General features: G+C 69.7%; 15 protein-coding genes. 9 read left to right on the top strand and 6 right to left on the bottom strand.

The window, feature by feature from the left end; all coding sequences use genetic code 11:
• Nucleotides 1–25: 25 nt before the first annotated feature.
• Both ACZZZB_RS01810 and ACZZZB_RS01805 read left to right on the top strand, forming a co-directional pair.
• Entirely contained in the window at nucleotides 26–1,891 is a 1,866-nt protein-coding gene (locus tag ACZZZB_RS01810; protein WP_191940891.1) for a hypothetical protein, read from the top strand.
• Nucleotides 1,888–2,868: a tetratricopeptide repeat protein gene (locus ACZZZB_RS01805; protein ID WP_463528848.1), complete on the top strand. Its 981-nt coding sequence runs from the start codon at nucleotides 1,888–1,890 to the stop codon at nucleotides 2,866–2,868. The genes ACZZZB_RS01810 and ACZZZB_RS01805 overlap by 4 nt, the downstream gene beginning before the upstream one ends.
• 78 nt (nucleotides 2,869–2,946) lie before the next feature.
• On the opposite strand, the gene glgB is transcribed toward ACZZZB_RS01805, so the two are convergent.
• Both glgB and ACZZZB_RS01795 read right to left on the bottom strand, forming a co-directional pair.
• On the bottom strand, nucleotides 2,947–5,169 hold the full coding sequence (gene glgB, locus ACZZZB_RS01800) for a 1,4-alpha-glucan branching protein GlgB (protein WP_463530540.1): 2,223 nt from the start codon (nucleotides 5,167–5,169) through the stop codon (nucleotides 2,947–2,949).
• A gap of 65 nt (nucleotides 5,170–5,234) precedes the next feature.
• On the bottom strand, nucleotides 5,235–7,289 hold the full coding sequence (locus ACZZZB_RS01795; protein ID WP_463528847.1) for an alpha-1,4-glucan--maltose-1-phosphate maltosyltransferase: 2,055 nt from the start codon (nucleotides 7,287–7,289) through the stop codon (nucleotides 5,235–5,237).
• Between the two features lie 149 nt (nucleotides 7,290–7,438).
• On the opposite strand from ACZZZB_RS01795, the gene glgP reads away from it, so the two are divergent.
• Complete coding sequence (gene glgP / locus ACZZZB_RS01790) at nucleotides 7,439–10,012, top strand: alpha-glucan family phosphorylase (protein WP_463528846.1); 2,574 nt, start codon at nucleotides 7,439–7,441, stop codon at nucleotides 10,010–10,012.
• A gap of 57 nt (nucleotides 10,013–10,069) precedes the next feature.
• Here glgP and ybaK read toward each other — a convergent pair whose 3' ends face one another.
• Complete coding sequence (gene ybaK, locus ACZZZB_RS01785; protein ID WP_463528845.1) at nucleotides 10,070–10,561, bottom strand: Cys-tRNA(Pro) deacylase; 492 nt, start codon at nucleotides 10,559–10,561, stop codon at nucleotides 10,070–10,072.
• Nucleotides 10,562–10,563: 2 nt separating this feature from the next.
• Nucleotides 10,564–12,606, bottom strand: a complete 2,043-nt coding sequence (gene glgX, locus ACZZZB_RS01780; protein ID WP_463528844.1) for a glycogen debranching protein GlgX — start codon at nucleotides 12,604–12,606, stop codon at nucleotides 10,564–10,566.
• 68 nt (nucleotides 12,607–12,674) lie between these two features.
• Between glgX and ACZZZB_RS01775 the strand changes: the two genes are divergently transcribed.
• Nucleotides 12,675–13,898, top strand: coding sequence for a cysteine desulfurase family protein (locus tag ACZZZB_RS01775; RefSeq protein WP_463528843.1), 1,224 nt, complete (start codon nucleotides 12,675–12,677; stop codon nucleotides 13,896–13,898).
• Between the two features lie 60 nt (nucleotides 13,899–13,958).
• Nucleotides 13,959–15,077: a tRNA 2-thiouridine(34) synthase MnmA gene (mnmA, locus tag ACZZZB_RS01770; protein ID WP_229938575.1), complete on the top strand. Its 1,119-nt coding sequence runs from the start codon at nucleotides 13,959–13,961 to the stop codon at nucleotides 15,075–15,077.
• Nucleotides 15,078–15,138: 61 nt separating this feature from the next.
• Here mnmA and ACZZZB_RS01765 read toward each other — a convergent pair whose 3' ends face one another.
• Nucleotides 15,139–16,617: a sugar porter family MFS transporter gene (locus ACZZZB_RS01765; RefSeq protein WP_079705678.1), complete on the bottom strand. Its 1,479-nt coding sequence runs from the start codon at nucleotides 16,615–16,617 to the stop codon at nucleotides 15,139–15,141.
• Nucleotides 16,618–16,768: 151 nt separating this feature from the next.
• Between ACZZZB_RS01765 and ligA the strand changes: the two genes are divergently transcribed.
• Nucleotides 16,769–19,096, top strand: coding sequence for an NAD-dependent DNA ligase LigA (gene ligA / locus ACZZZB_RS01760; RefSeq protein WP_463528842.1), 2,328 nt, complete (start codon nucleotides 16,769–16,771; stop codon nucleotides 19,094–19,096).
• Between the two features lie 2 nt (nucleotides 19,097–19,098).
• Here the strand turns inward: ligA and ACZZZB_RS01755 are convergent, their stop codons facing one another.
• Nucleotides 19,099–20,820, bottom strand: coding sequence for a long-chain-fatty-acid--CoA ligase (locus ACZZZB_RS01755; protein WP_463528841.1), 1,722 nt, complete (start codon nucleotides 20,818–20,820; stop codon nucleotides 19,099–19,101).
• Nucleotides 20,821–20,910: 90 nt separating this feature from the next.
• Between ACZZZB_RS01755 and gatC the strand changes: the two genes are divergently transcribed.
• The 3 genes from gatC to gatB are packed head-to-tail and all read left to right on the top strand — an operon-like array spanning nucleotide 20,911 to nucleotide 24,221.
• A complete protein-coding gene (gene gatC, locus ACZZZB_RS01750) occupies nucleotides 20,911–21,210 on the top strand; it encodes an Asp-tRNA(Asn)/Glu-tRNA(Gln) amidotransferase subunit GatC (RefSeq protein ID WP_064295120.1) in 300 nt (99 codons plus the stop codon).
• Nucleotides 21,207–22,718, top strand: a complete 1,512-nt coding sequence (gene gatA / locus ACZZZB_RS01745; RefSeq protein WP_137241850.1) for an Asp-tRNA(Asn)/Glu-tRNA(Gln) amidotransferase subunit GatA — start codon at nucleotides 21,207–21,209, stop codon at nucleotides 22,716–22,718. The genes gatC and gatA overlap by 4 nt, the downstream gene beginning before the upstream one ends.
• A 3-nt stretch (nucleotides 22,719–22,721) precedes the next feature.
• Nucleotides 22,722–24,221 (top strand): Asp-tRNA(Asn)/Glu-tRNA(Gln) amidotransferase subunit GatB, encoded by a 1,500-nt coding sequence (gene gatB, locus ACZZZB_RS01740; protein ID WP_064295122.1) that lies wholly within the window; start codon nucleotides 22,722–22,724, stop codon nucleotides 24,219–24,221.
• Nucleotides 24,222–24,332: the final 111 nt, after the last annotated feature.

Genomic DNA, 24,332 nt, shown 5'->3' with positions numbered 1-24,332 from the left:
CTCCGACGCCAGAGGAGAGTAATCCGTGCGTTTCGTTCTCGCCATCGCCGCGTTCGTCGTGGCAGCCGTCATGATCGTGACGGGAATCGCGCAACGGACCGTGTTCCTCTCGCCCGGCACCTTCAGCCTGTCCACGACGGTCGACAGCGGTGACCGGTTCATCGTCATCCCCGGGAGCGTGCTGCAGTCGCAGCCGGGAGCGCAGTCCATCGTGGCGGGCGCGGGCGGCGACACGCAGGTGTTCATGAGCTACGGGCGCTCCGAAGACATCACGGCCTGGCTCGGCGACGAGCCGTACAGCCGCGTCGGCGTCAACAGTGCTGGCACCGCCCTGACGACCACGACCGTCACCGCCGAGGCGGACGCCACCGACGACGACGGGGCGACCCCGAGTCCCGAGCCGTCGGCGACGCCGGCCCCCGAGGCCACCGACGACACCACCACCTCCGAGAAGGGCCCGGACCCGCGCGGATCCGACCTCTGGCTCGGTGAGTACGACGAAGCGGGCGCGGTCATCGCGACGATGAACCTGCCGAAGGACATCGACGTGCTCATCGCGACCGACGGCTCGGCCGCTGCTCCGGATTCCCTCCGCCTCTCCTGGCCACTCGACAACGCCACCCCGTGGGCAGGTCCGCTGATCGCCGGTGGCATCCTCGTGCTCCTCGCCGGCATCGTGCTCTACCTCTCTGGGATCCAGCGCATGCGTCGCTCGCGAGGCCCGCGTCGCAAGGGTCCGGGACAAGGACAGAAGGGCATCACGAAGATGTCGAGACAACCGAAGCCGCGCCGCCCCCGTGAACTCGGGGCCGGCAAGACGAAGCGCTCCCCGCTCCGCCGCTCCCTCGTCGTGGGCGTCCCGCTCGTCCTCATCGGCACGCTCGGCCTGAGCGGCTGCTCCCAGGACTACTGGCCGACCATCGGAGCGTCGTCACCGACGCCCACCGTCACCGCGACGGACCTGCCGGCCGACAGCCAGGACCAGGACTTCGCGGCGCCCGTCGTCACCGTGCCACAGGTCGAACGGATCGTGTCGCGGATCTCGACGGCGGCGTCCGAGGCCGATGCTGCGCTCGACGGCACCGCTGCGGCCGTCCGATTCTCCGGGCCGGCGCTCGAGGAGCGCACCGCGAACTACGCCCTCCGCTCGAAGGTGGCCGACGCCGCCGGAGCGACCCCCATCCCCGCCTCGCCCGTTACGCTCACCCTGCCTCAGGCGACAGACGCCTGGCCACGGACGGTCATGACCGCGATCCAGGACAAGGCCGACGAGACGGTGTCGCCGACGGTCCTCGTGATGACCCAGCAGGACCCGCGGTCGAACTACCAGGTCGTCTACGCGGAGAAGCTCCTCGAGGGCGCCCGACTCGAGAACGTCGCGCCCGCGACCATCGGTGCCGCGAGCGTCCCGCCGGACTCCAAGCTGCTCGTCATGCCGCCGGAGGAGATCGCCGCGGCGTACGCCGACATCATCACGAACGGCGATGCGAGCACCTTCGCCGGCCTGTTCAACGCCGATGGCGACGTCTTCCGCACGCAGGTCGCCGCGGACCGCGCCACGAAGGCCGCGAGCCTCCCCACCACGGCGAGTATCGCCTTCTCGGCGGCCGCCGGTACCGGCCCGAACGTCGCGCTGGCGACCAACGACTCCGGTGCGATCGTCGCCGTCAACGTGCAGGAGGGGGAGGTGGTCTCCGTCGTCACAGCCGGTGCTACCGTGAAACCTTCGGGTGCGGTCGCCGCTCTCTCCGGGATCACCGAGAGCGCGAAGGGGACGCAGGCCACCTACGGCGACCAGCTCCTGTTCTACGTGCCAGCCGTCAACTCCGGAGAGAAGATCACCTTGCTCGGATTCACCCAGACCCTCATCGCCGCATCGGAGCTCCCGTGAGTGCCGCGGAGCCGAGCGCAGCACACCTGCGCGGCGCCGTCGACCTCTCCGGCCTCGCGCGTCGCCACCAGACGCCGCCTGCTGCCACACCGAACCAACCGGGCGCACCTGCGGAGACTCCCGGTGCGACGACCGGCCAGACCGTGCAGGTCCCGTCACTGGTCTTCGACGCGACGGACGACGGGTTCGGTCAGGTCGTCGAGCTGTCCTCCGTGGTGCCCGTCGTCATCGACCTCTGGGCCAAATGGTGCGGACCGTGCAAGCAGCTCTCGCCGGTGCTCGAGCGCCTCGCCGCCGAATACGCGGGTCGCTTCGTGCTCGCCAAGGTGGACGTCGACGCGAACCCGCAGCTCTCCCAGGCCTTCCAGGCGCAGTCGATCCCGATGGTCGTCGCCGTCGTGGGCGGACGCCCGGTGCCGATGTTCAACGGCGCGATCCCGGAGTCGCAGGTGCGCGATGTCATCGAGCAGCTGCTGCAGCTGGCCGAGCAGAACGGGGTCTCCGGTCGGGCCGTCGTCGCCGATGGCGACGCCGCAGCTCCCGCCGAGCCCGTGGAGGAGCCGCTGCCGCCCCTCCACGCCGAGGCCTACGAGGCCATCGAGCGCGCCGACTACCCGACGGCCATCGCCGCGTACGAGAAGGCCATCGCGCAGAACCCGAAGGACGACATGGCTGTGGCCGGCCTCGCCCAGGTCCGTCTGCTGCACCGCCTCACGGGGAAGACCCTCGATGAGATCCGCGGACGAGCGGCCGCCGCTCCCGACGATCTCGACGCCCAGCTGACCGTCGCCGACCTCGACCTCTCCGGAGGGCACCTCGAGGACGCCTTCGACCGTCTGCTGACGCTGTTCCCCGACCTCGACCAGTCGGGCAAGGACACCGTCCGGACGCGCCTGCTCGAGCTGTTCCAGGTCGCCGGCGTCACCGATCCGCGCGTCATGAAGGCCAGGGCCCGGTTGACCGGCCTGCTCTACTGACCGACCGATGCACGACGAAGGCCCGCCTCCCTCGGGAGGCGGGCCTTCGTCGTGCATCCGGGTGCCGCGGAAGCCTGGTCAGCCGACGTGCTTGAGCCAGATCATGCCGAGCGGAGGGAGCGTGAGCTCGGCGGAAGCCGGGCGTCCCGCCCACGGTGACGCCGACGCCTCGATCGATCCGTAGTTGCCCACGCCGGATCCGCCGTACTCCACGGCGTCGGTGTTGAGCAGTTCCTCCCACCGACCCGCGCGGGGCAGACCGACCCGGTACGGGCCGACGGGGGCGCCGGAGAAGTTGACGAGCGCGGCGATCACGTTGCCGTCGTCGTCCCAGCGCAGGAAGGAGAGCACGCTGTTCTGCGCGTCCCCAGCATCGAGCCATTCGAAGCCGGCGGCGTCGTGGTCGAGGGCCCAGAGGGCCGGGTGCTCCGTGTACACGGCGTTGAGTCGGGACACGAGGCCGAGCAGTGCCCGGTGGCTCGGCTGGTCCAGGATCCACCAGTCCAGCCCGCGTTCCTCCGACCATTCGGAGGGCTGACCGAACTCCTGGCCCATGAAGAGCAACTGCTTGCCGGGGTGGGCCCACATGAAGGCGAGGTAGGCCCGCATGTTCGCGAGTTGCTGCCAGTGGTCCCCGGGCATCTTCGCGAGGAGGGACCCCTTGCCGTGGACGACCTCGTCGTGGCTGATCGGCAGGAGGAAGCTCTCGCTGAAGGCGTAGACCATCGAGAAGGTGATCTCGCCGTGGTGGTGTGACCGGTAGAGCGGGTCGTGTTCGATGTACTGGAGCGAATCGTGCATCCAGCCCATGTTCCACTTCAGGCCGAACCCGAGTCCGCCCTCGCTCGTCGGCGCGGTGACGCCGGGCCAACTCGTCGACTCCTCGGCGATCATCACGATGCCGGGGTTCCGTCGATAGGCCGTCGCGTTCGCCTCCTGGAGGAGACTGATCGCCTCGAGGTTCTCGCGCCCGCCGTGGACGTTCGGCAGCCACTCGCCGTCCTTCCGCGAGTAGTCGAGGTACAGCATCGAGGCGACGGCGTCGACGCGCAGGCCGTCGACGTGGAACTCCTCGAGCCAGTAGAGGGCGTTGGCCACGAGGAAGTTCTTGACCTGGGGTTGCCCGAAGTCGAAGACGAGGGTGCCCCAGTCCGGCTGTTCGCCGCGTCGCGGGTCGGGGTGCTCGTAGAGGGGCTGACCGTCGAAGTTCGCGAGGGCCCACTCGTCCTTGGGGAAGTGGCCGGGCACCCAGTCCATGAGGACGCCGATCCCCGCGCCGTGGAGACGGTCGATCAGGTACTTGAGGTCGTCGCTCGAACCGAAGCGGCTCGTCGGCGCGTAGTAGCCGGTGACCTGGTAGCCCCAGGAGCCGCCGAAGGGGTGCTCGGCGAGTGGCATGAACTCGACGTGCGTGTAGCCGAGCTCAGCGATGTACTCGATGAGCTGGTCCGCGAGGTTCCGGTAGCCGAGCCCGGGACGCCAGGAACCGACGTGCAGCTCGTAGACGCTCATGGGTCCGTTGTGCGGATCGCTCGCGGCCCGCCGATCGAGCCACGCCTCGTCCGTCCAGCGATAGTCGCTGACACCGGTCACGGATGCGGTGGCGGGGGAGCGCTCGGTGAACCGGGCCATCGGGTCGGACCGACGGACCCAGTCGCCGTGCTGGGTCAGGATCTCGAAGCGGTACAGCTCGCCGGCGCCGATGGTGGGGATGAACAGCTCCCAGACACCCGTCGCACCCATGTTGCGCATGGCGTGCGCCGTGCCGTCCCAGGAGTTGAGATCGCCGATGACCCGGACCGCACGTGCGTGAGGTGCCCAGACGGCGAACGCGGTGCCGGCGACCGACTCGGTGACCCCACGCAGCTCGGTGACGTGTGCGCCCAGGGCGTCCCAGAGCCGTTCGTGGCGACCCTCGCCGATGAGGTGCAGGTCGAGTTCACCGATCGACGGCGCGAACCGGTACGGGTCGTCGGCGTTCCAGATCGACCCGTCGCTGTAGCGGGCGTCGAGGGTGTAGTCGATGATGCCGTCGACGTGGAAGCCCTGCCAGATGCCTGCGCGGACGTGCGCGAGCTCCACGCGCGCACCGTTGGCGAGCACCGCCGTCACCTGCTCGGCCAGCGGGCGTCTGGCGCGGACGACCACGAGGGGGTCGCTCACCCCGCCGAGGTCGACCAGGTGCTGGCCGAGGATCTCATGCGGATCGTGGTAGCGGCCCTCCGCGACGGCGTCGAGGATCCAGTCCTCGACGGAGGGGAGCGGGAGCTCCCGGGGCGCCGGTGTGGCGTCGACCGGCATCGGTGCGGCTCGACGGCCGGAGCGCTTCGGTGCAGCGGCTCCGTCTGGGGTCACAGGGCTGGTCGTCATGGTCGGATCCTCACGCTCAGGATGTGCACGGGCTCGGTGAAGGCGTCGAGTCGCACGAAGTTGCTGTCGGACCAGATCCACTCGGCTCCCGTGACGAGGTCCGTGACGTCGAAGCTGCCGCCCGGGACACCACCGAACACGGTCTGGTCGAGGTGCACCATGGTCTGTCGGACCGAGTGCGGATCGAGGTTGGCGACGACGAGCAGGGTGTCGTGCTCACCGGTGCCGGTGAACCGCTGGTCGAGATGCTTGCTGAAGACGAGGATCTGGTCGTCGTCGCTCCAGTGGAAGCTGATGTTGCGCAACTGCCGGAGGGCGGGATGCGCACGCCGGATCTGGTTGAGCAAGGTGAGGTACGGGGACAGCGAGGTGCCGGCGGCTTCCGCAGCGGCCCAGTCCCGCGGACGGTACTCGAACTTCTCGCTGTCGATGTTCTCCTCGGCTCCGGGACGGGCGACGTTCTCGATGAGCTCGTACCCGGCGTAGACCCCCCACGTCGGAGCGGCGGTCGCGGCGATCGCCGCACGCACCTTGTACGCCGCCCGGCCACCGAACTGGAGGTATTCGGTGAGGATGTCCGGCGTGTTGACGAACAGGTTGGGCCGGAGGAAGTCGGCGGTCTCGGTCGCTGCCGCGCCGAGGAACTCCTCGAGCTCCTCCTTCGTGTTGCGCCAGGTGAAGTAGGTGTAGCTCTGCTGGAACCCGACCTTCGCCAGACCCTGCAGCAGGGCCGGACGGGTGAAGGCCTCCGCGAGGAACACGACGTCGGGGTCTGTCCGGTTGACGGTCGCGAGCAACCACTCCCAGAAGTCGAGCGGCTTGGTGTGGGGGTTGTCGACGCGGAAGATGCGCACGCCGAGCGAGATCCAGTGGCGGACGATGCGCAACACCTCGGCCCGGATGCCCTCGGGGTCGTTGTCGAAGTTGACCGGGTAGATGTCCTGGTACTTCTTCGGCGGGTTCTCGGCGTACGCGATCGTGCCGTCGGGGAGGGTCGTGAACCACTCGGGGTGCTCGGTCACCCAGGGGTGGTCCGGCGATGCCTGGAGGGCGAGATCGAGGGCGACCTCCAGGCCGACCTTCTTCGCCTGGCGGACGAACGCGACGAAGTCCTTCTCCGTGCCGAGGTCGGGATGGATCGCGTCATGACCGCCCGCGGCACCACCGATCGCCCAGGGGGAGCCCGGGTCGTGCTCGCCGGGCGTGAGGGTGTTGTTCGGTCCCTTGCGGAACGTCACGCCGATGGGGTGGATGGGCGGCAGGTAGAGGACGTCGAACCCCATCGCGGCGACGGCCGGCAACCGACCGGCTGCGCTGCGGAAGGTGCCCGACGTCCAGGAGCCGTCCGGGTTCCGCTCGGCACCCTCGGACCGCGGGAAGAACTCGTACCAGGAACCGACGCCGGCCCGGGTGCGCTCGACGCGGACCACGCGCTCGTCGCTCGTGCTCGCGAGACCGGCGAACGGCCGGCGGTCGGCGATGGCCAGGAGTTCGGGGTCGTCGAGCACCGCGAACCGGGCTTCCGGCTCGGCGTCGGTGTCTCGGAGGAGCTTGGCGGCGGCGATGAGGAAGCGGCGGTCCTTCGCCGGGCGGAGCTTGTCCGTCGCGGCGCGCTCGAGGAGTTCCGCGCCGATGAGGTACATGAGCTCGACGTCGACGCCGGCCTCGATCTTGACCCGCGCGTTGTGCTCCCAGGTCGAGAACTCGTCGGCGAAGGCGCGGACCTGGTACCGCCAGGAGCCCTCCGTCGCGAGTTGGACCTCGACCTCGAAGCGGTCGGTGCCCGGGGCGCCCGGAGCCATCCGATGCGCGACCGTCTTCCCGCGCGGATCGGTCAGCAGGAGCTCGACGCCGATGAGGTCGTGTCCTTCGCGGAACGCGGTCGCGCCGAACGGCACCACCTCGCCAGCGAACGCCTTGGCCGGCCAGCGGCCACCTTCGACCGAGGGGGTCGGATCCAGGATCGGGATGCGCCCGATGCTCGGGGACAGCGTGAGCGACACCGGTACGGCGTCGTCGACGGTGGAGGACTGCGGTACTGACTTCGGCATAGTGCGTTCCATCTCCTTCGGTGCCACTGGTCCGACCGTACCGCGAAACGACCACCGATGAAGGGGCGCGCGGGGTGTCGCGCGTCATGCTAAGGCCTCGGGCGCTGCCGTGTCCTGAGCGGCCGCTGCGGTTGCCATAGAGTGAGCGCGTGAAGGCTATCCGCAGGTTTACCGTCCGCGCGCTCATCCCCGAGTCCCTGACCTCGCTCACCGCCCTTGCTGCGAACCTGCGGTGGTCGTGGCACGAGCCGACGCAGCGCCTGTTCGACGAGATCGCACCGGACGTCTGGCGCGAGTCCGACCACGATCCGATCAGCGGCCTCGGACTCGTGACACCGGAGCGACTGGCGGAACTCGCCGCCGATGCGGACTTCGTCGGGCGGGCCGACGCCTTGCACGCCGACCTCCGCCGGTACCTGGAGGAGCCGCGGTGGTACCAGGGCCTCCCGGACCCGAAACCGCAGACGATCGCCTACTTCTCGCCCGAATTCGGTATCGCCGCGGCCCTGCCGCAGTATTCGGGCGGCCTCGGCATCCTCGCCGGCGACCACCTGAAGAGCGCGTCCGACCTGGGTGTGCCGCTCGTCGGCGTGGGCCTCCTCTACCGCTCCGGATACTTCGCGCAGTCGATCACGAACGACGGCTGGCAGCAGGAGTCCTATCCCGTGCAGGACCCCGACGGACTCCCGGTCACCGTGCTCCGGGAACCGGACGGGACACCGGTCACCGTCACCCTGGCGCTCCCCGACGACCGGAGCCTGTCGGCACGGGTCTGGATCGCCGAGGTCGGTCGGGTGCCACTGCTGCTGCTCGACACGGACATCCCGGAGAACGTCGCCGACCTGCGCGGGGTGACGGACCGGTTGTACGGCGGTGGCGGCGAGCATCGACTCCTGCAGGAACTCCTCCTCGGCATCGGCGGCGTCCGAGCGATCAAGCAGTGGAGCGAGCTCACGGACCACGCGCTGCCGCAGGTCTACCACTCCAACGAAGGCCACGCCGGTTTCCTGGGGCTCGAGCGGATCAGCGACCTCGTCGGGAACGGACTCTCCTTCGACGAGGCGCTGCAGCTCGTGCGCGGCGGGACCGTCTTCACGACGCACACCCCCGTTCCGGCCGGGATCGACCGGTTCGACCGTGAGGTGATCACGCGCTACTTCAGCGGTGACCTACTCCCGGGCGTCGCCGCACCGGACGTCCTCGCACTCGGCGACGAGACGGCGAACGGCGGCTCGGCCGACGTCTTCAACCTGGCGATCATGGGCCTGCGTCTGGCGCAGCGCGCGAACGGCGTCAGTCGGCTGCACGGCGAGGTGAGCCGGGCGATGTTCCGAGGCCTCTGGCCCGGCTTCGACGTCTCGGACGTGCCGATCACGTCGATCACGAACGGAGTCCACGCCCCGAGCTGGACCGATCCGTCGCTCGTCGACCTCGCCGTGGACCGGTGGGGGACGACCGACACGAGTCGGGCGGACTGGTCCGATCCGTCGCTCTCGGACGCCGAGCTCTGGTCGCGCAAGCACGGGATGCGGGAGCGCCTCGTCGCCGACGTACGGCGCCGGATCGCCGATGGTTATCGGACCCAGAACCCGCAAGCGGTGCTCCCGTCCTGGATCGACGAACTGCTCGACCCCGAGGTGTTGACGATCGGGTTCGCCCGGCGGGTGCCGAGCTACAAGCGGCTCACCCTCATGCTGCGCGATCCCGACCGACTGCGCGCGATCCTGCTCCACCCCGAACGGCCCGTCCAGATCGTCGTCGCGGGCAAGGCACACCCGGCGGACGACGACGGCAAGCGACTCATCCAGCGCCTCGTACAGTTCGCCCAGGATCCCGAGCTCCGATCGCGCATCGTCTTCCTGCCGGACTACGGCATCGGGATGGCCAAGACGCTCTACCCCGGCTGTGACGTGTGGTTGAACAACCCGCTGCGTCCCCTCGAGGCCTGCGGGACGTCCGGCATGAAGGCCGCGCTCAACGGTGCCCTGAACCTGTCGATCCTCGACGGATGGTGGAACGAGTACGCGGACGGCGAGAACGGTTGGGTCATCCCGTCGGCGGACGGGGCGGCGGACGACGAGGAACGCGACGCCCTCGAGGCCACGGCGCTGTACGAGATCCTCGAGCACCAGCTGGTGCCACGGTTCTACGAGCGCGGAGACGACGGTCTGCCGCAGCGTTGGATGCAGATGGTGCGACACACGATCTCGACGTTGTCCGAACCCCTCAGCGCCGACCGCATGGTCCGCGAGTACACGGAGCGCATGTACCTCCCGGCGGCGGCGATGGAGCGCGAGCTGAACGCGTCCGATCAGCAGCGGGCGCGCGAGCTGGCGGCCTACAAGCAGCGGGTGCGCGAGGCCTGGCCGCAGCTGGCGGTCGCCCATGTCGAGAGCGGCGGTGTCGACGCGGTCCCGCAGGTCGGTGACGTGCTGCGGCTGCGCGCCTACGTCCAGCTGGGATCGCTGTCACCCGAGGACGTGACCGTCGAGGTGGTCTGCGGGGTTCCCGGTGCCGGAGGTGAACTGCTCGACATCCGGACGCAGCCGCTCGAGCAGCAGCAGTCGCCGTCGACGAGTCGGCCGGAGCACACACTCGAGTACGCCGGGACGCTTCCCCTCGATCGGGCCGGCGGGTTCGGGTACACGGTGCGCATCGTGCCGAGACACGAGCTGCTCCTCACCCCCGCGGAACTCGGGCTCGTCGCCGTGGCGGACCAGTAGGGCGATCTCCTCCGACGCGCCGGTGCGACCCTCGGGCCGGTGCGTCGAGGGATCCGACTATCTGGCGATCCGCGCGACGACGGCGGCGACGGCCGATCTGAGGTCGGACGGGGCGAGTTCGAGGTCGAACCCGCGCCGACCGCCCGAGACCAACACCGTCTCGTGCTCGAAGGCGCTCTCGTCGAGCACCGTCGGGAGCGTGGTGCGCTGCCCGATCGGGCTGATGCCGCCGACCACGTAGCCCGTCTTCCGCTCGGCGACGGCAGGGTCCGCCATCGTCGCCCGCTTCCCGTCGAGGGCCGCCGCGAGCGCCTTGAGGTCGAGTTGGTCGGCGACCGGGACGATCGCGACGACGAGCGACCCGTCCACCTCCGCCAGCAGGGTCTTGAACACCCTGGGCGGGTCGACGCCGAGCGCCGTGGCGGCTTCGAGACCGAAGGCCGTCACCGACGGGTCGTGTCGGTAGGCGCGCGGGGTGAAGGGGATGCCCAGCGAGGTCAACGTCACCGTCGCCGGCGTGCCTCCGCCCTCGACCCTGCGCTTCGCCATCGTCAGACGGCTCGGAAGAGTTGCATCGACGTGGCGGAGACCGGGACCGTCTGGCCGGGGACGAACTGCTCCTCCTCGGACATCGGTGCGTCGTCCGCGGAGTTCCAGATGCGCACGAACGCGGTCACGCCCTCGTGCTCGGGCAGGGTGACCTCGACCGGCTGCTCGACGCCGTGCACGATGAGCAGCACGCGGTCGAGCTCCTCGGACTCCGGCGTGCTCGTCGAGAAGAACTGCAGTGTCCGGTTCCGCGGACTCGTCCAGTCCTCGGTGCTCATGGTCGCGCCCGAAGCGTCGAACCAGTCCATGACGCTCGCGCCGGGCACCGTCGTCCCGGCGGCGGCGAAGTGCTCCGGTCGGAGGGCGGGGTGTTCGCGCCGGAGTTCGAGGAGCCGACGGCTGTGCGCGAGCAACTGGTCCTGCCAGGGCTCCCTCGTCCATCCGACCCACGTCAGCTCGGAGTCGTGACAGTAAGCGTTGTTGTTGCCGCGCTGACTCCGCCCGAACTCGTCGCCTGCCGTGAGCATCGGGACACCCGCCGACAGCAGGAGCGTGCCGAGCAGGTTCCGCATCGCCTTGCGACGAGCGGCGAGGATCGCGGGGTCGTCCGTCGGGCCCTCGGCACCGTGGTTGAAGGAGCGGTTGTTGTCCGTCCCGTCGCGGTTGGACTCGCCGTTCCCGACGTTGTGCTTGACGTCGTACGAGACGAGGTCGGCCAGGGTGAACCCGTCGTGGGCCGTGATGAAGTTGACGGAGGCCAGCGGACCGCGCTCAGCGGAGAAGGTGTTGCTCGATCCGGCCAGACGGGTCGCGAACCCACCGATCCCGACCGGGGCGTCCGCCCGTCTCGCGTAGTCGATGTCGGAGAGCCAGAAGTTGCGGACACGATCCCGGTACCGGTCGTTCCACTCGTGCCAACCGTCAGGGAAGTTCCCCGTCTGCCAGCCGCCCATCCCGACGTCCCAGGGCTCGGCGATCATCTTCGCGTCGACGAGCGACGGGTCGTGGACGATCGCCTCGAGCAGGGGATGGTCGGACGTGAACTCGACCGCCTCGTTCCGACCGAGCGTCGCGGCGAGGTCGAACCGGAAGCCGTCGATCTGCACCTCGTCCGCCCAGTACCGCAACGAGTCGAGTACGAGCTGCTGCGGGACCGGGTGGCCGAAGTCCACGGTGTTGCCGCAGCCCGTCACGTCGATGTAGGCGCCGGTGGCGTCCTGACGGTAGTAGGTCGCGTTGTCGATGCCGCGGAAGCTCGTGCGGGGGCCGCCGGGACCCTCCTCGGCGGTGTGGTTGTAGACGACGTCGAGGATGACCTCGAGGCCGGCCTGGTGCAGCAGCTTCACCATGCCCTTGAACTCGCGGAGGACCTCGTCCGCTCCACCCGCCTGAGCCGTCTTCGTCGCGTAGGAGGCGTGTGGACTGAAGAAGTTCAGGGTGTTGTAGCCCCAGTAGTTGACGAGGCCCTGCTTGATGAGACGTTGCTCAGAGGTGAACGCGTGCACCGGCAGCAGTTCGACGCTCGTCACGCCGAGATCGTGCAGATGCGCGATCATCGCGGGGTGGGCGAGGCCCGCATACGTGCCCCGCAGCTCCTCCGGGACATCCGGGTGCAGCTTGCTCAGCCCCTTGACGTGCGCCTCGTACACGACGGTCCTGTCGAGCGGGACACGGGGTTTCTGCACACCGCCCCAGTCGAACGCGTCGTCGACGACGACGGAACGCCACTGCTCGGCCGACACCCGGGCGAGGCCGCGGGCGTAGGGGTCGAGCAGCAGCAGGCTTGGGTCGAAAGCGTTGTTCGGCGAGGACGGCCCGGAAGCGCGGACCGCGTAGCGTCGGCCGAGCACCAGCTCCTCGGAACTCCCACTCCAGATTCCATCGTCGTCTCGGGTCATCTCGACCGAGTGGGTGATCCAGTTCAGATCCTTGTCGTCGAAGATCACGAGTTCGAGGGCATCCGCGTGCTCGGACCACACACGGAGCTCACCACCGGACGGGCCGAGGCGGACGCCGAGATCGTGGAAGGGGTCACCAGCGTTCATGGGTTCTACAGTAGTGAGTGCGGGAGTGCGCGAAGATCCGCGGACACCGCGGCGAGGGGAGGAGCGGCATGGTGGTGTACCTGGACCACGCCGCGACGACCCCGGTGCGACACGAGGTGATCGAGGCCTACGCGTCCGCGATGGCGACCGTCGGCAACCCGGCCTCCATCCACGGCCCCGGGCAACAGGCCCGCCGCCTCCTCGAAGAGGCGCGTGAGCGGGTCGCAGCGACCCTCGGGTGCGACCCCATCGAACTCGTCTTCACCTCCGGCGGCACCGAATCCATCAACCTCGCCCTCAAGGGGCTCTACTGGCACCGCCAGCAGGATCGACGCCGTGCCGCCGTACTCGCACCGGCGGGGGAGCACCACGCCACGCTCGACACCGTCGAATGGCTCGAGCGCCACGAGGGTGCAGCCCCGCTCTGGATCCCGCTCGACGACCTCGGCCGGGTCTCACTCGACACGGCGGCCGAGCGCTTCGCCGACCACGGCCCCGACATCGCCGTGGCGACGGCGCTCTGGGCGAACAACGAGGTCGGCACCATCCAGCCCGTCGTCCGGCTGGCGGCGCTCGCCGCAGCAGCCGCGGTGCCGTTCCACCTGGACGCGGTCTCGGCCTACGGACACCTCCCCATCGACCTCGCCGACCTTCGCGCCGCATCCGGATCCGTCGGTGCCAGCGGTCTCGTCGCGCTCAGCGTCTCCGCGCACAAGATCGGTGGTCCTGTGGGGATCGGAGCGCTGGTCGTGAGCCGCGCAGCCGTGGTGGAGCCGTTGCAGCACGGTGGCGGACAGCAGCGCGGACTCCGCTCCGGCACGCAGGACGTCGCGGCAGCCGTCGGATTCGCCGTCGCCGCGGAGCTCATGGCGCTCGAGCGGACCGCGGAGCAGGAGCGTCTCGGCACCTTGCGAGACCGACTCGTGGCCGGCGTGCGGGCGACCGTTCCGGAGGCCGAGCTGACGGGTGATCCCAGCGAGCGACTCGCGTCGAACGCGAACTTCGTGTTCCCCGGCGCACAGGGAGACTCGATGCTCTTCCTCCTCGACCTCGCAGGGGTGGCGGTCTCGACGGGTTCCGCCTGCCAGGCCGGCGTCCCGGAACCGTCACATGTCCTGCTCGCGATGGGACGCCCGGAGACGGAGGCCCGATCGGTCCTCCGGATCACGCTGGGCCGGACGACGACCGAGACGGACGTGGACGACTTCCTCCAGGCCCTGCCGCGCGCGTACGCACAGGCGAGTCGGGCCGGTTCCGCCGACCGCGACACGGCGCTGGGCGCTCGTCCCTGAGCAGCCGCACCGTCACCGCTTGCGGGTGGCCGTCCAGCGGCTGGCGCGTAGACTTGCCCGGTGAAAGTTCTGGCAGCGATGAGTGGCGGAGTCGACTCCGCCGTGGCAGCGGCACGCGCCGTCGACGCAGGCCATGAGGTGGTCGGCGTCCACCTGGCGCTCAGCCGGATGCCGGGCACGCTCCGGACCGGCAGTCGCGGGTGCTGCACCATCGAGGACTCGATGGACGCCCAGCGTGCGGCGAACCTGATCGGCATCCCGTACTACGTGTGGGACTTCTCAGAGCGCTTCAAGCTCGACGTGGTGGACGACTTCATCGCCGAGTACCGCGCCGGCCGGACCCCGAACCCGTGCATGCGTTGCAACGAGAAGATCAAGTTCGCGGCGTTGCTCGAGAAGGCGCTCGACCTCGGGTTCGACGCGGTCGTGACCGGTCACTACGCCACGATCGTCACGAGCCCCGAGGGCGATCGTGAGCTGCACCGCGCGAGTGCCTGGGCCAAGGACCAGTCGTACGTCCTGGGCGTGCTCACCGCCGAACAGCTCGCGCACTCGATGTTCCCGCTCGGCGCGACGCCGTCGAAGGCCGAGGTCCGAGCCGAGGCCGCGGAGCGCGGCTTCACGGTGGCGAACAAGCCCGACAGCCACGACATCTGCTTCATCCCCGACGGCGATACGAAGGGCTGGCTGGGGGAGCGGGTCGGCACCGAGACCGGCCAGGTCCTCGACCGAGACGGAGCCGTCGTCGGTTCGCACGAGGGTGCCCACGCCTTCACCGTCGGCCAGCGCAAGGGCCTGCACCTCGGCGTGCCCGCGCCGGATGGACGTCCGCGCTTCGTCCTCGAGGTGCGCCCGAAGGACAACACGGTCGTCGTCGGGCCGAAGGAGGCGCTCGCCATCGGCGAGATCGCCGGTTCGCGCTTCACCTGGGCTGGGAGGGCTCCGGAGGTCGGTGTCGCACCGATCCCGTGCGACGTCCAGATCCGTGCGCACGCCGATCCGGTTCCCGCCGCACTGACGCTCGTCGACGGCGAGCTCGTCGTCCACCCGGAGACGCCACTCGACGGCGTCGCTCCCGGACAGACCGCCGTGCTGTACAGCGGGACGCGCGTCCTCGGCCAGTTCACGATCGACCGCACCGTCAGTGCGGTGCCCGTCGGAGCCGCCGCCTCCGCCTGAGGACCCCAGGAACGACGGAACGCCCGACGAGCCAGGCTCGTCGGGCGTTCTGCGTCGGTCGTCAGGATCGGGTCTGTGCGCCCGCCTTGGACTTCTTGGGCTTCTTGACGAAGAGGGTCTCCGCCTCTTCGAGCGTCAGGCCGTTCGTCTCGGGGATCTTCGCGAGGACGAAGACGAACGAGAGGAGCGCGAACAGCGCGTACATGCCGTAGGTCACCGGCAGGGAGAACGCGGCGAGGGCCGGGAAGCTGACTGTGATGAGGAAGTTCGCGATCCACTGCGCCATCGCCGCGACACCGAGCGCCTTCGCGCGCAGGCGGTTCGGGAAGATCTCGCCGAGGAGCACCCAGACGAGCGGTCCCCACGACGCGCCGAACGCGACGACGAACACGTTGGCGGCCACGAGGGCGATCGTGCCCCAGGGCTGGGGCAGCGAGACCTCGCCGGCGCTGTCGGTGACCGACTGCGTGAACGCGATCGCCATCGCGCCGAGCGAGACCGTCATACCGATGGAACCCGCGAGGAGGATCGGCCGTCGACCGATGCGGTCCACGAGCAGGATGGCGACGACGGTGACCGCGACGTTCGTCACCGAGGTGATGACCGAGATGAGGAGCGAGTCGGACTCCTGGAACCCGACGGCCTTCCACAGCGTCGTCGAGTAGTAGAAGATCACGTTGATGCCGACGAACTGCTGGAAGATCGACAGGATGATGCCGATCCAGACGATCGGCAGGAGCCCGAAGCGTCCGCCCCAGAGGGTCGCCTTCTTCTGCTGCTCATCGTCCTTCACCGCCTGCTCGGCGAGCTTGACGGCGCGATCCACCTCCTCCTGCGGCCAGACGGTCGCGAAGATCCGACGGGCCTCGTCCGACTTGCCCTTGCGGACGAGGAACCGGGGCGACTCGGGGAGCCGCATCGCGAGCACGCCGTAGACCACGGCCGGGAGCGCGCAGGCGATGAACATCCAGCGCCAGGCCTCGACGCCGAACCACAGCGGGTTCGAGGCGCCGCCGGCGGCGCCCGCCAGGACGGAGTCGGACAGGAGCGCGGCGAAGATGCCGAGCGTGATGGCGAGCTGCTGCAGCGAGGCGAGACGGCCGCGGATGGCGCTCGGGGCGATCTCGGCGATGTATGCCGGAGCCACGACCGAGGCGATGCCGATACCGAGCCCGCCGACGATGCGCCAGATCACGAGGTCCCAGGGGGAGAAGGCGAAGCCGGCTCCGAAGGAGGAGATGAAGAACAGGCCTGCACCGAGCAGCATCGTGAAGATGCGGCCGCGGCTGTCGGCGATCCGGCCCGCGAGGTAGGCGCCGAGCGCGCAACCGAGCAGCGCTGACGCGACCGCGAAGCCGATGAGCGCCTCACTGAGCGCGAAGTGGTCCTGCATCGCGTCGACCGCGCCGTTCACCACGGAGGAGTCGAATCCGAAGAGGAAGCCACCGACCGCGGCCGAGACGGAGATGCCGATGACGCGCGCGGTCAGCTGCTTGCTGGTAGGAGCCGCCCCCGTTCCCGGACTGCTGGACTGCGACATGGTTCCTCCGATTCCGCGCGCATGGTTCCTGCGGCACTGCGACACCCTACTCCTCGATGAGACCCGCCCCGACCCGGTTGCGCACATCTGGGAGGACGTGCCGGGTGTCAAGCGCCCGCCGGTGTCGGACGCCGCTCGTAGACTGGACGCCGTGGCGAACAGCACCGGACAGACCCTCCAGCAGGCATCGACCGAGGCCGAGGAACTCACCTCGCGCATCCTCGAGCTTCGCGACGCGTACTACGAGCGCAACGAGTCGCTCGCCTCCGACGAGGAGTACGACGCGATGCTCCGTCGGCTCGAGGAGCTCGAGCGTCTCTTCCCCGAGCTGCAGAGCCAGGACAGCCCCACCCAGACCGTCGGCGGGCGTGCCGAGACCACGCTGTTCGCCCCGGTCACCCACCTCGAGCGCATGCTCAGCCTCGACAACGTCTTCTCGATCGAGGAGTTCCTCGCCTGGGCCGCCAAGGTCGAGCGCGACGCCGGAGGGTCCGTCCAGTACCTCTGCGAACTGAAGATCGACGGCCTCGCCATCAACCTCCGGTACGAGCGCGGCCGCCTCGTGAGCGCGGCCACGCGCGGCGACGGCGTCGTCGGCGAGGACGTCACGGAGAACGTGCGGTACATCCGTTCCATCCCCGAACGCCTGACGTCGTCCGACCCCGAGGTCGAGTTCCCGGAAGTCGTCGAAGTCCGGGGCGAGATCTTCTTCCCGGTCGAGGCCTTCCGTGAACTGAACGCCAACCAGGCGGCCGCCGGTGAACGGGTCTTCGCCAACCCGCGCAACGCGGCGAGCGGTTCCCTGCGCCAGAAGGCGGAGAGCAAGAACCCGGCCCAGCTCGCACTCATGCACGACCGGCTCGGCCGACTGCAGATGCTCGTCCACGGCATCGGCGCGTGGGAACAGCCGCCCGTCGCCCGGCAGTCGCAGGTCTACGAGTTGCTGCACAGCTGGGGGCTCCCGACCTCCTCGCACTACCGGGTCCACGACGAGGCGACCGGTGCGGCGGAGTTCATCGAGTACTTCGGCGCCCACCGCGACAGCGTCGAGCACGAGATCGACGGCGTCGTCGTGAAGGTCGACGATCTCGAGCTCCACGGCGAGCTCGGCGCGACGAGTCGTGCTCCGCGATGGGCCATCGCCTACAAGTATCCGCCCGAGCAGGTGAACACGAAGCTCCTCGACATCGTCGTAAGCGTCGGGCGCACCGGTCGCGCCACCCCGTTCGCCGTCATGGAGAAGGTGCTCGTCGCCGGCAGCGAGGTGCGTCAGGCGACCCTGCACAACCAGGACGTCGTGAAGGCGAAGGGGGTGCTCATCGGCGACACCGTCGTCCTCCGGAAGGCCGGCGACGTCATCCCCGAGGTCCTCGGCCCGGTCGTCGAGCTCCGCGACGGTTCGGAGCGCGAGTTCGTCATGCCCGAGCACTGCCCAGAGTGCGGTACCGCCCTCGCCCCCGCGAAGGAGGGCGACATCGACCTGCGCTGCCCGAACGCGCGGAGCTGCCCGGCGCAGGTGCGCGGACGCGTCGAGCACATCGGCTCCCGTGGTGCGCTCGACGTCGAGGCGCTCGGCGAGGTGGCGGCAGCGGCGCTCACCCAGCCGGTGGAGCCCGCGGAACCACCGCTGACGACCGAGGCCGGACTCTTCTCGCTCACGATGGCCGACATCTTCCCGGTCACCGTGATCGTCCGCGACAACGAGACCGGGCTGCCCAAGCTCAACGAGGACGGATCCGAGAAGCGCGTCACGCCCTTCCGCCGCCGACGCGCCAAGAAGGACGGCGTGCACGACCCGGCCGCGGACGAGTTCGACGGCGACGAGTCCTCGGTGCCGTCCAAGAACGCGATCGAACTCCTCGCCAACCTCGACGGCGCGAAGACCCGCCCGCTCGCGCGGTTGCTCGTGGCACTGAACATCCGCCACGTCGGCCCGGTGGCCGCCCGGTCACTCGCGGAGTACTTTGGCTCGCTCGACGCCATCCGTGCGGCCACCCGCGACGAGCTCGCGGAGGTCGACGGCGTGGGCGGGATCATCGCCGACGCGCTCATCGCCTGGTTCGAGGTCGACTGGCATCGCGAGATCGTCGAGGAGTGGACTGCGGCGGGCGTGCAGTGGGCGACACCCGGACACCCTGGGCCTGGCGCGGCGGTCGCGGCCGGTGGTGTGCTGTCCGGTGTCACCGTCGTCGCCACCGGTTCGCTTGAGGGCTTCACCCGGGAGGGTGCGCTGGAAGCGATCGTGCAGGCGGGCGGGAAGGCAGCGTCGAGCGTCTCGAAGAAGACCGACTTCGTCGCCGCCGGCCCGGGTGCCGGGTCGAAGCTCGCGAAGGCCGAAGCACTGGGTCTGCGGATCATCGACGCCGAGCAGTTCGCCTTGCTCGTCTCCGAGGGTCCAGCAGCACTCGGAGAGCCGGAGGCCCCGGCCGCGGATGAGGCCGAGGGTGCGGCGTCCGCCGACGAGGCGCCGACCGACTGAGCTCAGCCCGCGTCGGCCTGCAGCAGCTCGTCGCGGACCTGGCGGCGCAGCACCTTGCCGATGAGCGACTTCGGGAGTTCGTCCACGACGACGACCCGCTTCGGCACCTTGTACGGGGTGAGGATCTCGCGCGCCCAGGCTCGGAGGGCATCCGGATCCACGGTGGCACCGGGAGCCGCGACGACGGCCGCGACGACCTGCTCGCCCGAGTGGGGATCGGGGAGCCCGACGACGGCGGCGTCGGCGACCGATGCGTGCCCGCGGAGGACCTGCTCGACCTCGCTCGGCGACACATTGAACCCGCCGGTGATGATGAGCTCCTTGATCCGGTCGACGACGGTCATGAACCCCTCCTCGTCGATGGACACGATGTCGCCGGTGCGGAACCAGCCTCCTGGGAGCAGGACGGCGGCGGTCTCCTCGGGCTTGTTGTAGTAGCCGTGGAACACCTGCGGGCCGCGGACGAGCAGCTCGCCCGCCTCGCCGGCCGGACGATCGGTCGCCGGGTCGTCGGGATCCACGACGCGCACCTCGGTGCTCGGCAGCGGGAGGCCGATCGTCCCGGGCTTCCGTGCGGTCGAGACCGGGTTCGCGGAGATGACCGGGGAGCACTCGGAGAGGCCGTAGCCCTCGACGAGGAAGCCGCCGGACGCGGCTTCGAACGGGACGACGAGGTCGTGCGGCAGCGGCATCGCGCCAGAGATGGCGATCTCGGTGCCCTGCAGTGACACGCCCTGCTCGGTCGCCGCGGTCAGGAGTCGGTCGGCGATGGGCGGGACGGCGGGCAGGAAGGTCGGCGGGCGCTTCTTCATGACCTTGAGGACGAGCGCCGGGTCGAACTTCGGGAAGAGGACGAGGCGCGAGCCCATACTCATGGCGAACGTCAGGCAGAGCGTCAGGCCGTATGCGTGGAACATCGGGAGCACCGCGTAGACGACGGCCTCCCCACGCTTGACCGTGGGCACCCAGGCGCGGGACTGCGCCGCATTCGCGAGCAGGTTGCCGTGGGTGAGTGCGGCCCCCTTGGGCGAGCCCGTCGTCCCGCTCGTGTACTGGATGAGTGCGAGGGCGTCGGTCGCGGGCTTCGGATGGCTCGCCGGCAGCGGCCCCGAGGTCAGGAGCTGCTCCCACCGCACGGTGCCCGAGACCGGCGCGGTGAGCTGAGCCCGTGAGGCTCTCGCCTTCGGGATGGGCAGACGGAGAGCAGCACGCATGTGGAGCGGCATCGCCCGGGTCACGTCGATCGTCACGAGCGAGTGCACCGCCAGATCGGCCGGGAAGTCCTGCAGGTGCTCGGCGACCTTGTCCCAGACGATCGCGAACGTCGCGCGGTGGTCCTCGAACTGGTGGCGGAGCTCTTGGGGGGTGTAGAGCGGATTGTGCTCGATGACGACGGCGCCCAGCCTGAGGACCGCGTAGAACGCGACGATGTGCTGCGGGCAGTTCGGGAGCATGAGGGCGACGGGGTCTCCCGCCCGGACACCGAGTGCGCGCAGGCCGGCGGCGGCACGGGCGATGAGCGCCTCGAGCTCCGTGTAGGTGGTGGTCGACCCGAAGAACTCCAGCGCGACGGCGTCCGGGTAGCTCGCGGCGGAGGCTTCGACGAGATCGCCGAGGCTGCCGGTCTGCTCGGGGATGTCGTCCGGCACGTCGGCGGCGTAGCTCGCGAGCCAGGGACGCTCGTGCGGGGGACGGGGACGGCTGCTCGAGTCGTTCTGGGTCACCGTCCCACTGTAGGGGCGGAGCCCGACGGACGACCACGTCCCTGGCGAATAGACTGGAGCGACCGCCACCGCTACACGTACGGGAGACGCATGTCGGAAATCACTACCGAGCAGGTCGCGCATCTCGCGAACCTCGCTCGAATCGCCCTGAGCCAGGACGAGATCGCCCACCTCACGACGGAGCTCGACTCCATCGTGGACAACATCCAGAAGGTGCAGCAGGTGGCCACGCCTGACGTCCCGGCGACGAGCCACCCGATCCCGCTCGAGAACGTGTACCGCGACGACGTCGTCGGCAACACGCTCACGCGGGAGCAGGCGCTGCAGAACGCGCCGGAATCGGCCGACGGTCGCTTCAAGGTCTCGGCGATCCTGGGGGAGGAGCAGTGAGCGGGTTGATCGGTCTCACGGCAGCCGAGCTGTCGAGCAAGCTCCGCGCTCGCGAGGTCTCCAGCGTCGAAGCCACCCAGGCGCACCTCGACCGCATCGCGCAGGTCGACGGCGACGTCCACGCCTTCCTCCACGTCTCGGACCACGCACTCGACGTCGCCGCCGACATCGACGCACGCCGTGCCGCGGGCGAGGACCTCGGTGAGCTGGCGGGCGTCCCGCTCGCCATCAAGGACGTCCTGGTCACGACGGACATGCCGTCCACCTCGGGGAGCAAGATCCTCGAGGGATACCTGTCACCGTTCGACGCGACCGTGGTCGCCCGGTCACGTGCCGCCGGTCTCGTCCCGCTCGGCAAGACGAACATGGACGAGTTCGCCATGGGCTCGAGCACGGAGCACTCCGCGTACGGCCCGACCCACAACCCGTGGGACCTCGACCGCATCCCCGGCGGTTCCGGCGGTGGCTCCGCTGCCGCGGTCGCCGCGTTCGAGGCGCCCATCGCCCTCGGCAGCGACACCGGCGGGTCCATCCGCCAGCCGGCGCACGTGACCGGCACGGTCGGCGTGAAGCCCACCTACGGCGCGGTCAGCCGCTACGGGGCGATCGCACTCGCCTCCTCGCTCGACCAGGTCGGGCCGGTCAGCCGCACGGTCCTCGACTCGGGCCTCCTCCACGACGTCATCGCCGGGCACGACGCCCTCGACTCCACCTCGCTCCGCGACGCCTGGCCGTCGATGGCCGCTGCGGCCCGCGAGGGAGCGCGCGGCGACGTGCTGCGCGGCCTCCGGGTCGGCGTCGTCACCGAGCTCAACGGTGAGGGCTTCCAAGCCGGCGTGAAGAGCCGCTTCCAGGAGGCGCTCGCGGTGCTCGAGGCGAACGGAGCCGAGATCGTCGAGGTCTCCGCTCCGAACTTCGAGTACGCCGTCGCCGCCTACTACCTCATCCTCCCGGCCGAAGCGTCGAGCAACCTCGCGAAGTTCGACTCGGTGCGCTTCGGCATGCGGGTCACGCCCGAGGGTGGCGGCACGGTCGAGCAGGTCATGTCCGCGACGCGCGAGGCCGGCTTCGGTCCCGAGGTGAAGCGACGGATCATCCTCGGCACCTACGCACTGAGCGCGGGCTACTACGACGCCTACTACGGCAGCGCCCAGAAGGTCCGGACGCTCATCCAGCGCGACTTCGCGGCGGCCTTCGACCAGGTCGACGTCCTCGTGAGCCCGAGCGCCCCGACGACGGCGTTCAAGCTGGGCGAGCGTATCGACGACCCGCTGGCGATGTACCTGAACGACGTCACCACCATCCCGGCGAACCTCGCCGGCGTGCCCGGCATCAGCGTGCCGATCGGTCTCGCCCCGGAAGACGGACTGCCCGTCGGCATCCAGTTCATGGCGCCAGCACGGGAGGACGCCAGGCTCTACCGGGTCGGCGCCGCCCTCGAGGCGCTTCTCGAATCGACGTGGGGGCACACCCTCATCTCGCAGGCACCCGCTCTCGGAGGTCGGTAACCCATGGCCAAGGACAAGCTCCTCTCCTACGAAGAAGCCCTCGAACTGTACGAGCCGGTGCTCGGCTTCGAGGTGCACGTCGAGCTGAACACCAAGACGAAGATGTTCTCCTCGGCGCCGAACGGCTTCGGCGACGCTCCGAACACGAACATCTCGCCGGTCTGCCTCGGTCTGCCCGGGTCGCTCCCGGTCGTGAACGAGCAGGCGGTGCGGTACTCGATCAGCCTCGGGCTCGCCCTCGGCTGCTCGATCGCACCCTCGAGCCGGTTCGCGCGGAAGAACTACTTCTACCCCGACCTCGCGAAGAACTATCAGATCTCGCAGTTCGACGAGCCGATCGCCTTCGAGGGCTCGGTCGACGTCGAGCTGGCCGACGGGACCATCGTGACGGTGCCGATCGAGCGCGCGCACATGGAGGAGGACGCCGGCAAGCTCACGCACATCGGCGGTTCCACCGGCCGTATCCAGGGTGCCGAGTACTCGCTCGTCGACTACAACCGCGCGGGTGTGCCGCTCGTCGAGATCGTCACGAAGCCGATCTACGGCACCGAGCACCGGGCGCCCGAGATTGCGAAGGCCTACGTCTCCGCGATCCGCGACATCGTCGTGGCGCTCGGCATCTCCGACGCGAAGATGGAGCGCGGGAACCTCCGCTGCGACGCCAACATCTCGCTGCGCCCGCGCGGCCAGGAGAAGCTCGGCACGCGCACCGAGACGAAGAACGTCAACTCCCTGCGTTCCGTCGAGCGCGCCGTCCGCTACGAGATCCAGCGGCAGGCCGCGATCCTCAAGGACGGCGGATCCATCGTCCAGGAGACGCGGCACTGGCACGAGGACACCGGTGCCACGTCCGCCGGCCGGCCCAAGAGCGACGCTGACGACTACCGGTACTTCCCGGAGCCCGACCTGCTCCCGGTCGTGCCGTCGCCCGAACTCATCGAGGAACTCCGAGCGGCCCTGCCCGAGCAGCCGGCTGTCCGTCGTCGCCGGCTGAAGAGCGAGTGGGGCTTCACCGACCTGGAGTTCCAGGACGTCGTGAACGGTGGTCTGCTGAACGAGATCACGGCCACCGTCGAGGCCGGTGCCGCTCCGGCAGCTGCACGGAAGTGGTGGACGGGCGAGATCTCGCGGATCGCGAACCAGCGCGACGTCGAGGCGACGAGCCTCGTGTCGCCCGAGCACGTCGCGGCACTCGCTGCGCTCGTCGAGGACGGAACACTCAACGACAAGCTCGCGCGCCAGGTGCTCGAGGGCGTCATCGACGGGGAGGGCACTCCTCAGGAGGTCATCGACGCTCGCGGTCTCGCGCTCGTGTCCGACGACGGGCCGCTGATCGCCGCCATCGACGAGGCACTGGCCGCTCAGCCGGACGTCCTCGCCAAGATCCGCGACGGCAAGGTCCAGGCCGCCGGCGCGGTCATCGGCGCCGTGATGAAGGCCATGCGCGGACAGGCCGATGCGGCGCGTGTGCGCGAACTCGTCCTGGAGCGCGCCTCGCAGTAGCGGTCACTTGCTGCACCCTCGGGCCCGTGCCACCGTCGATGACGGCGGTACGGGCCCGATGTCGTCGGCCAGGGGAAGCCCTGGTGCCGACTGCTGGCCCGGCATACACTT

The sequence above is a fragment of the Plantibacter sp. AC185 genome, from assembly GCF_979258065.1.
This window is presented reverse-complemented; position numbering and strand designations above follow the sequence as displayed.

Coding starts and splice junctions, on each gene's coding strand:
- ybaK (WP_463528845.1), bottom strand. CDS start 10,561: ATGGCGAAGCGCAGGGTCGAGGGCGGAGGCACGCCGGCGACGGTGACG.
- glgB (WP_463530540.1), bottom strand. CDS start 5,169: ATGCCGGTCGACGCCACACCGGCGCCCCGGGAGCTCCCGCTCCCCTCC.
- ACZZZB_RS01795 (WP_463528847.1), bottom strand. CDS start 7,289: ATGCCGAAGTCAGTACCGCAGTCCTCCACCGTCGACGACGCCGTACCG.
- gatB (WP_064295122.1), top strand. CDS start 22,722: ATGGCCAAGGACAAGCTCCTCTCCTACGAAGAAGCCCTCGAACTGTAC.
- glgX (WP_463528844.1), bottom strand. CDS start 12,606: ATGAACGCTGGTGACCCCTTCCACGATCTCGGCGTCCGCCTCGGCCCG.
- ACZZZB_RS01765 (WP_079705678.1), bottom strand. CDS start 16,617: ATGTCGCAGTCCAGCAGTCCGGGAACGGGGGCGGCTCCTACCAGCAAG.
- gatC (WP_064295120.1), top strand. CDS start 20,911: ATGTCGGAAATCACTACCGAGCAGGTCGCGCATCTCGCGAACCTCGCT.
- ACZZZB_RS01775 (WP_463528843.1), top strand. CDS start 12,675: ATGGTGGTGTACCTGGACCACGCCGCGACGACCCCGGTGCGACACGAG.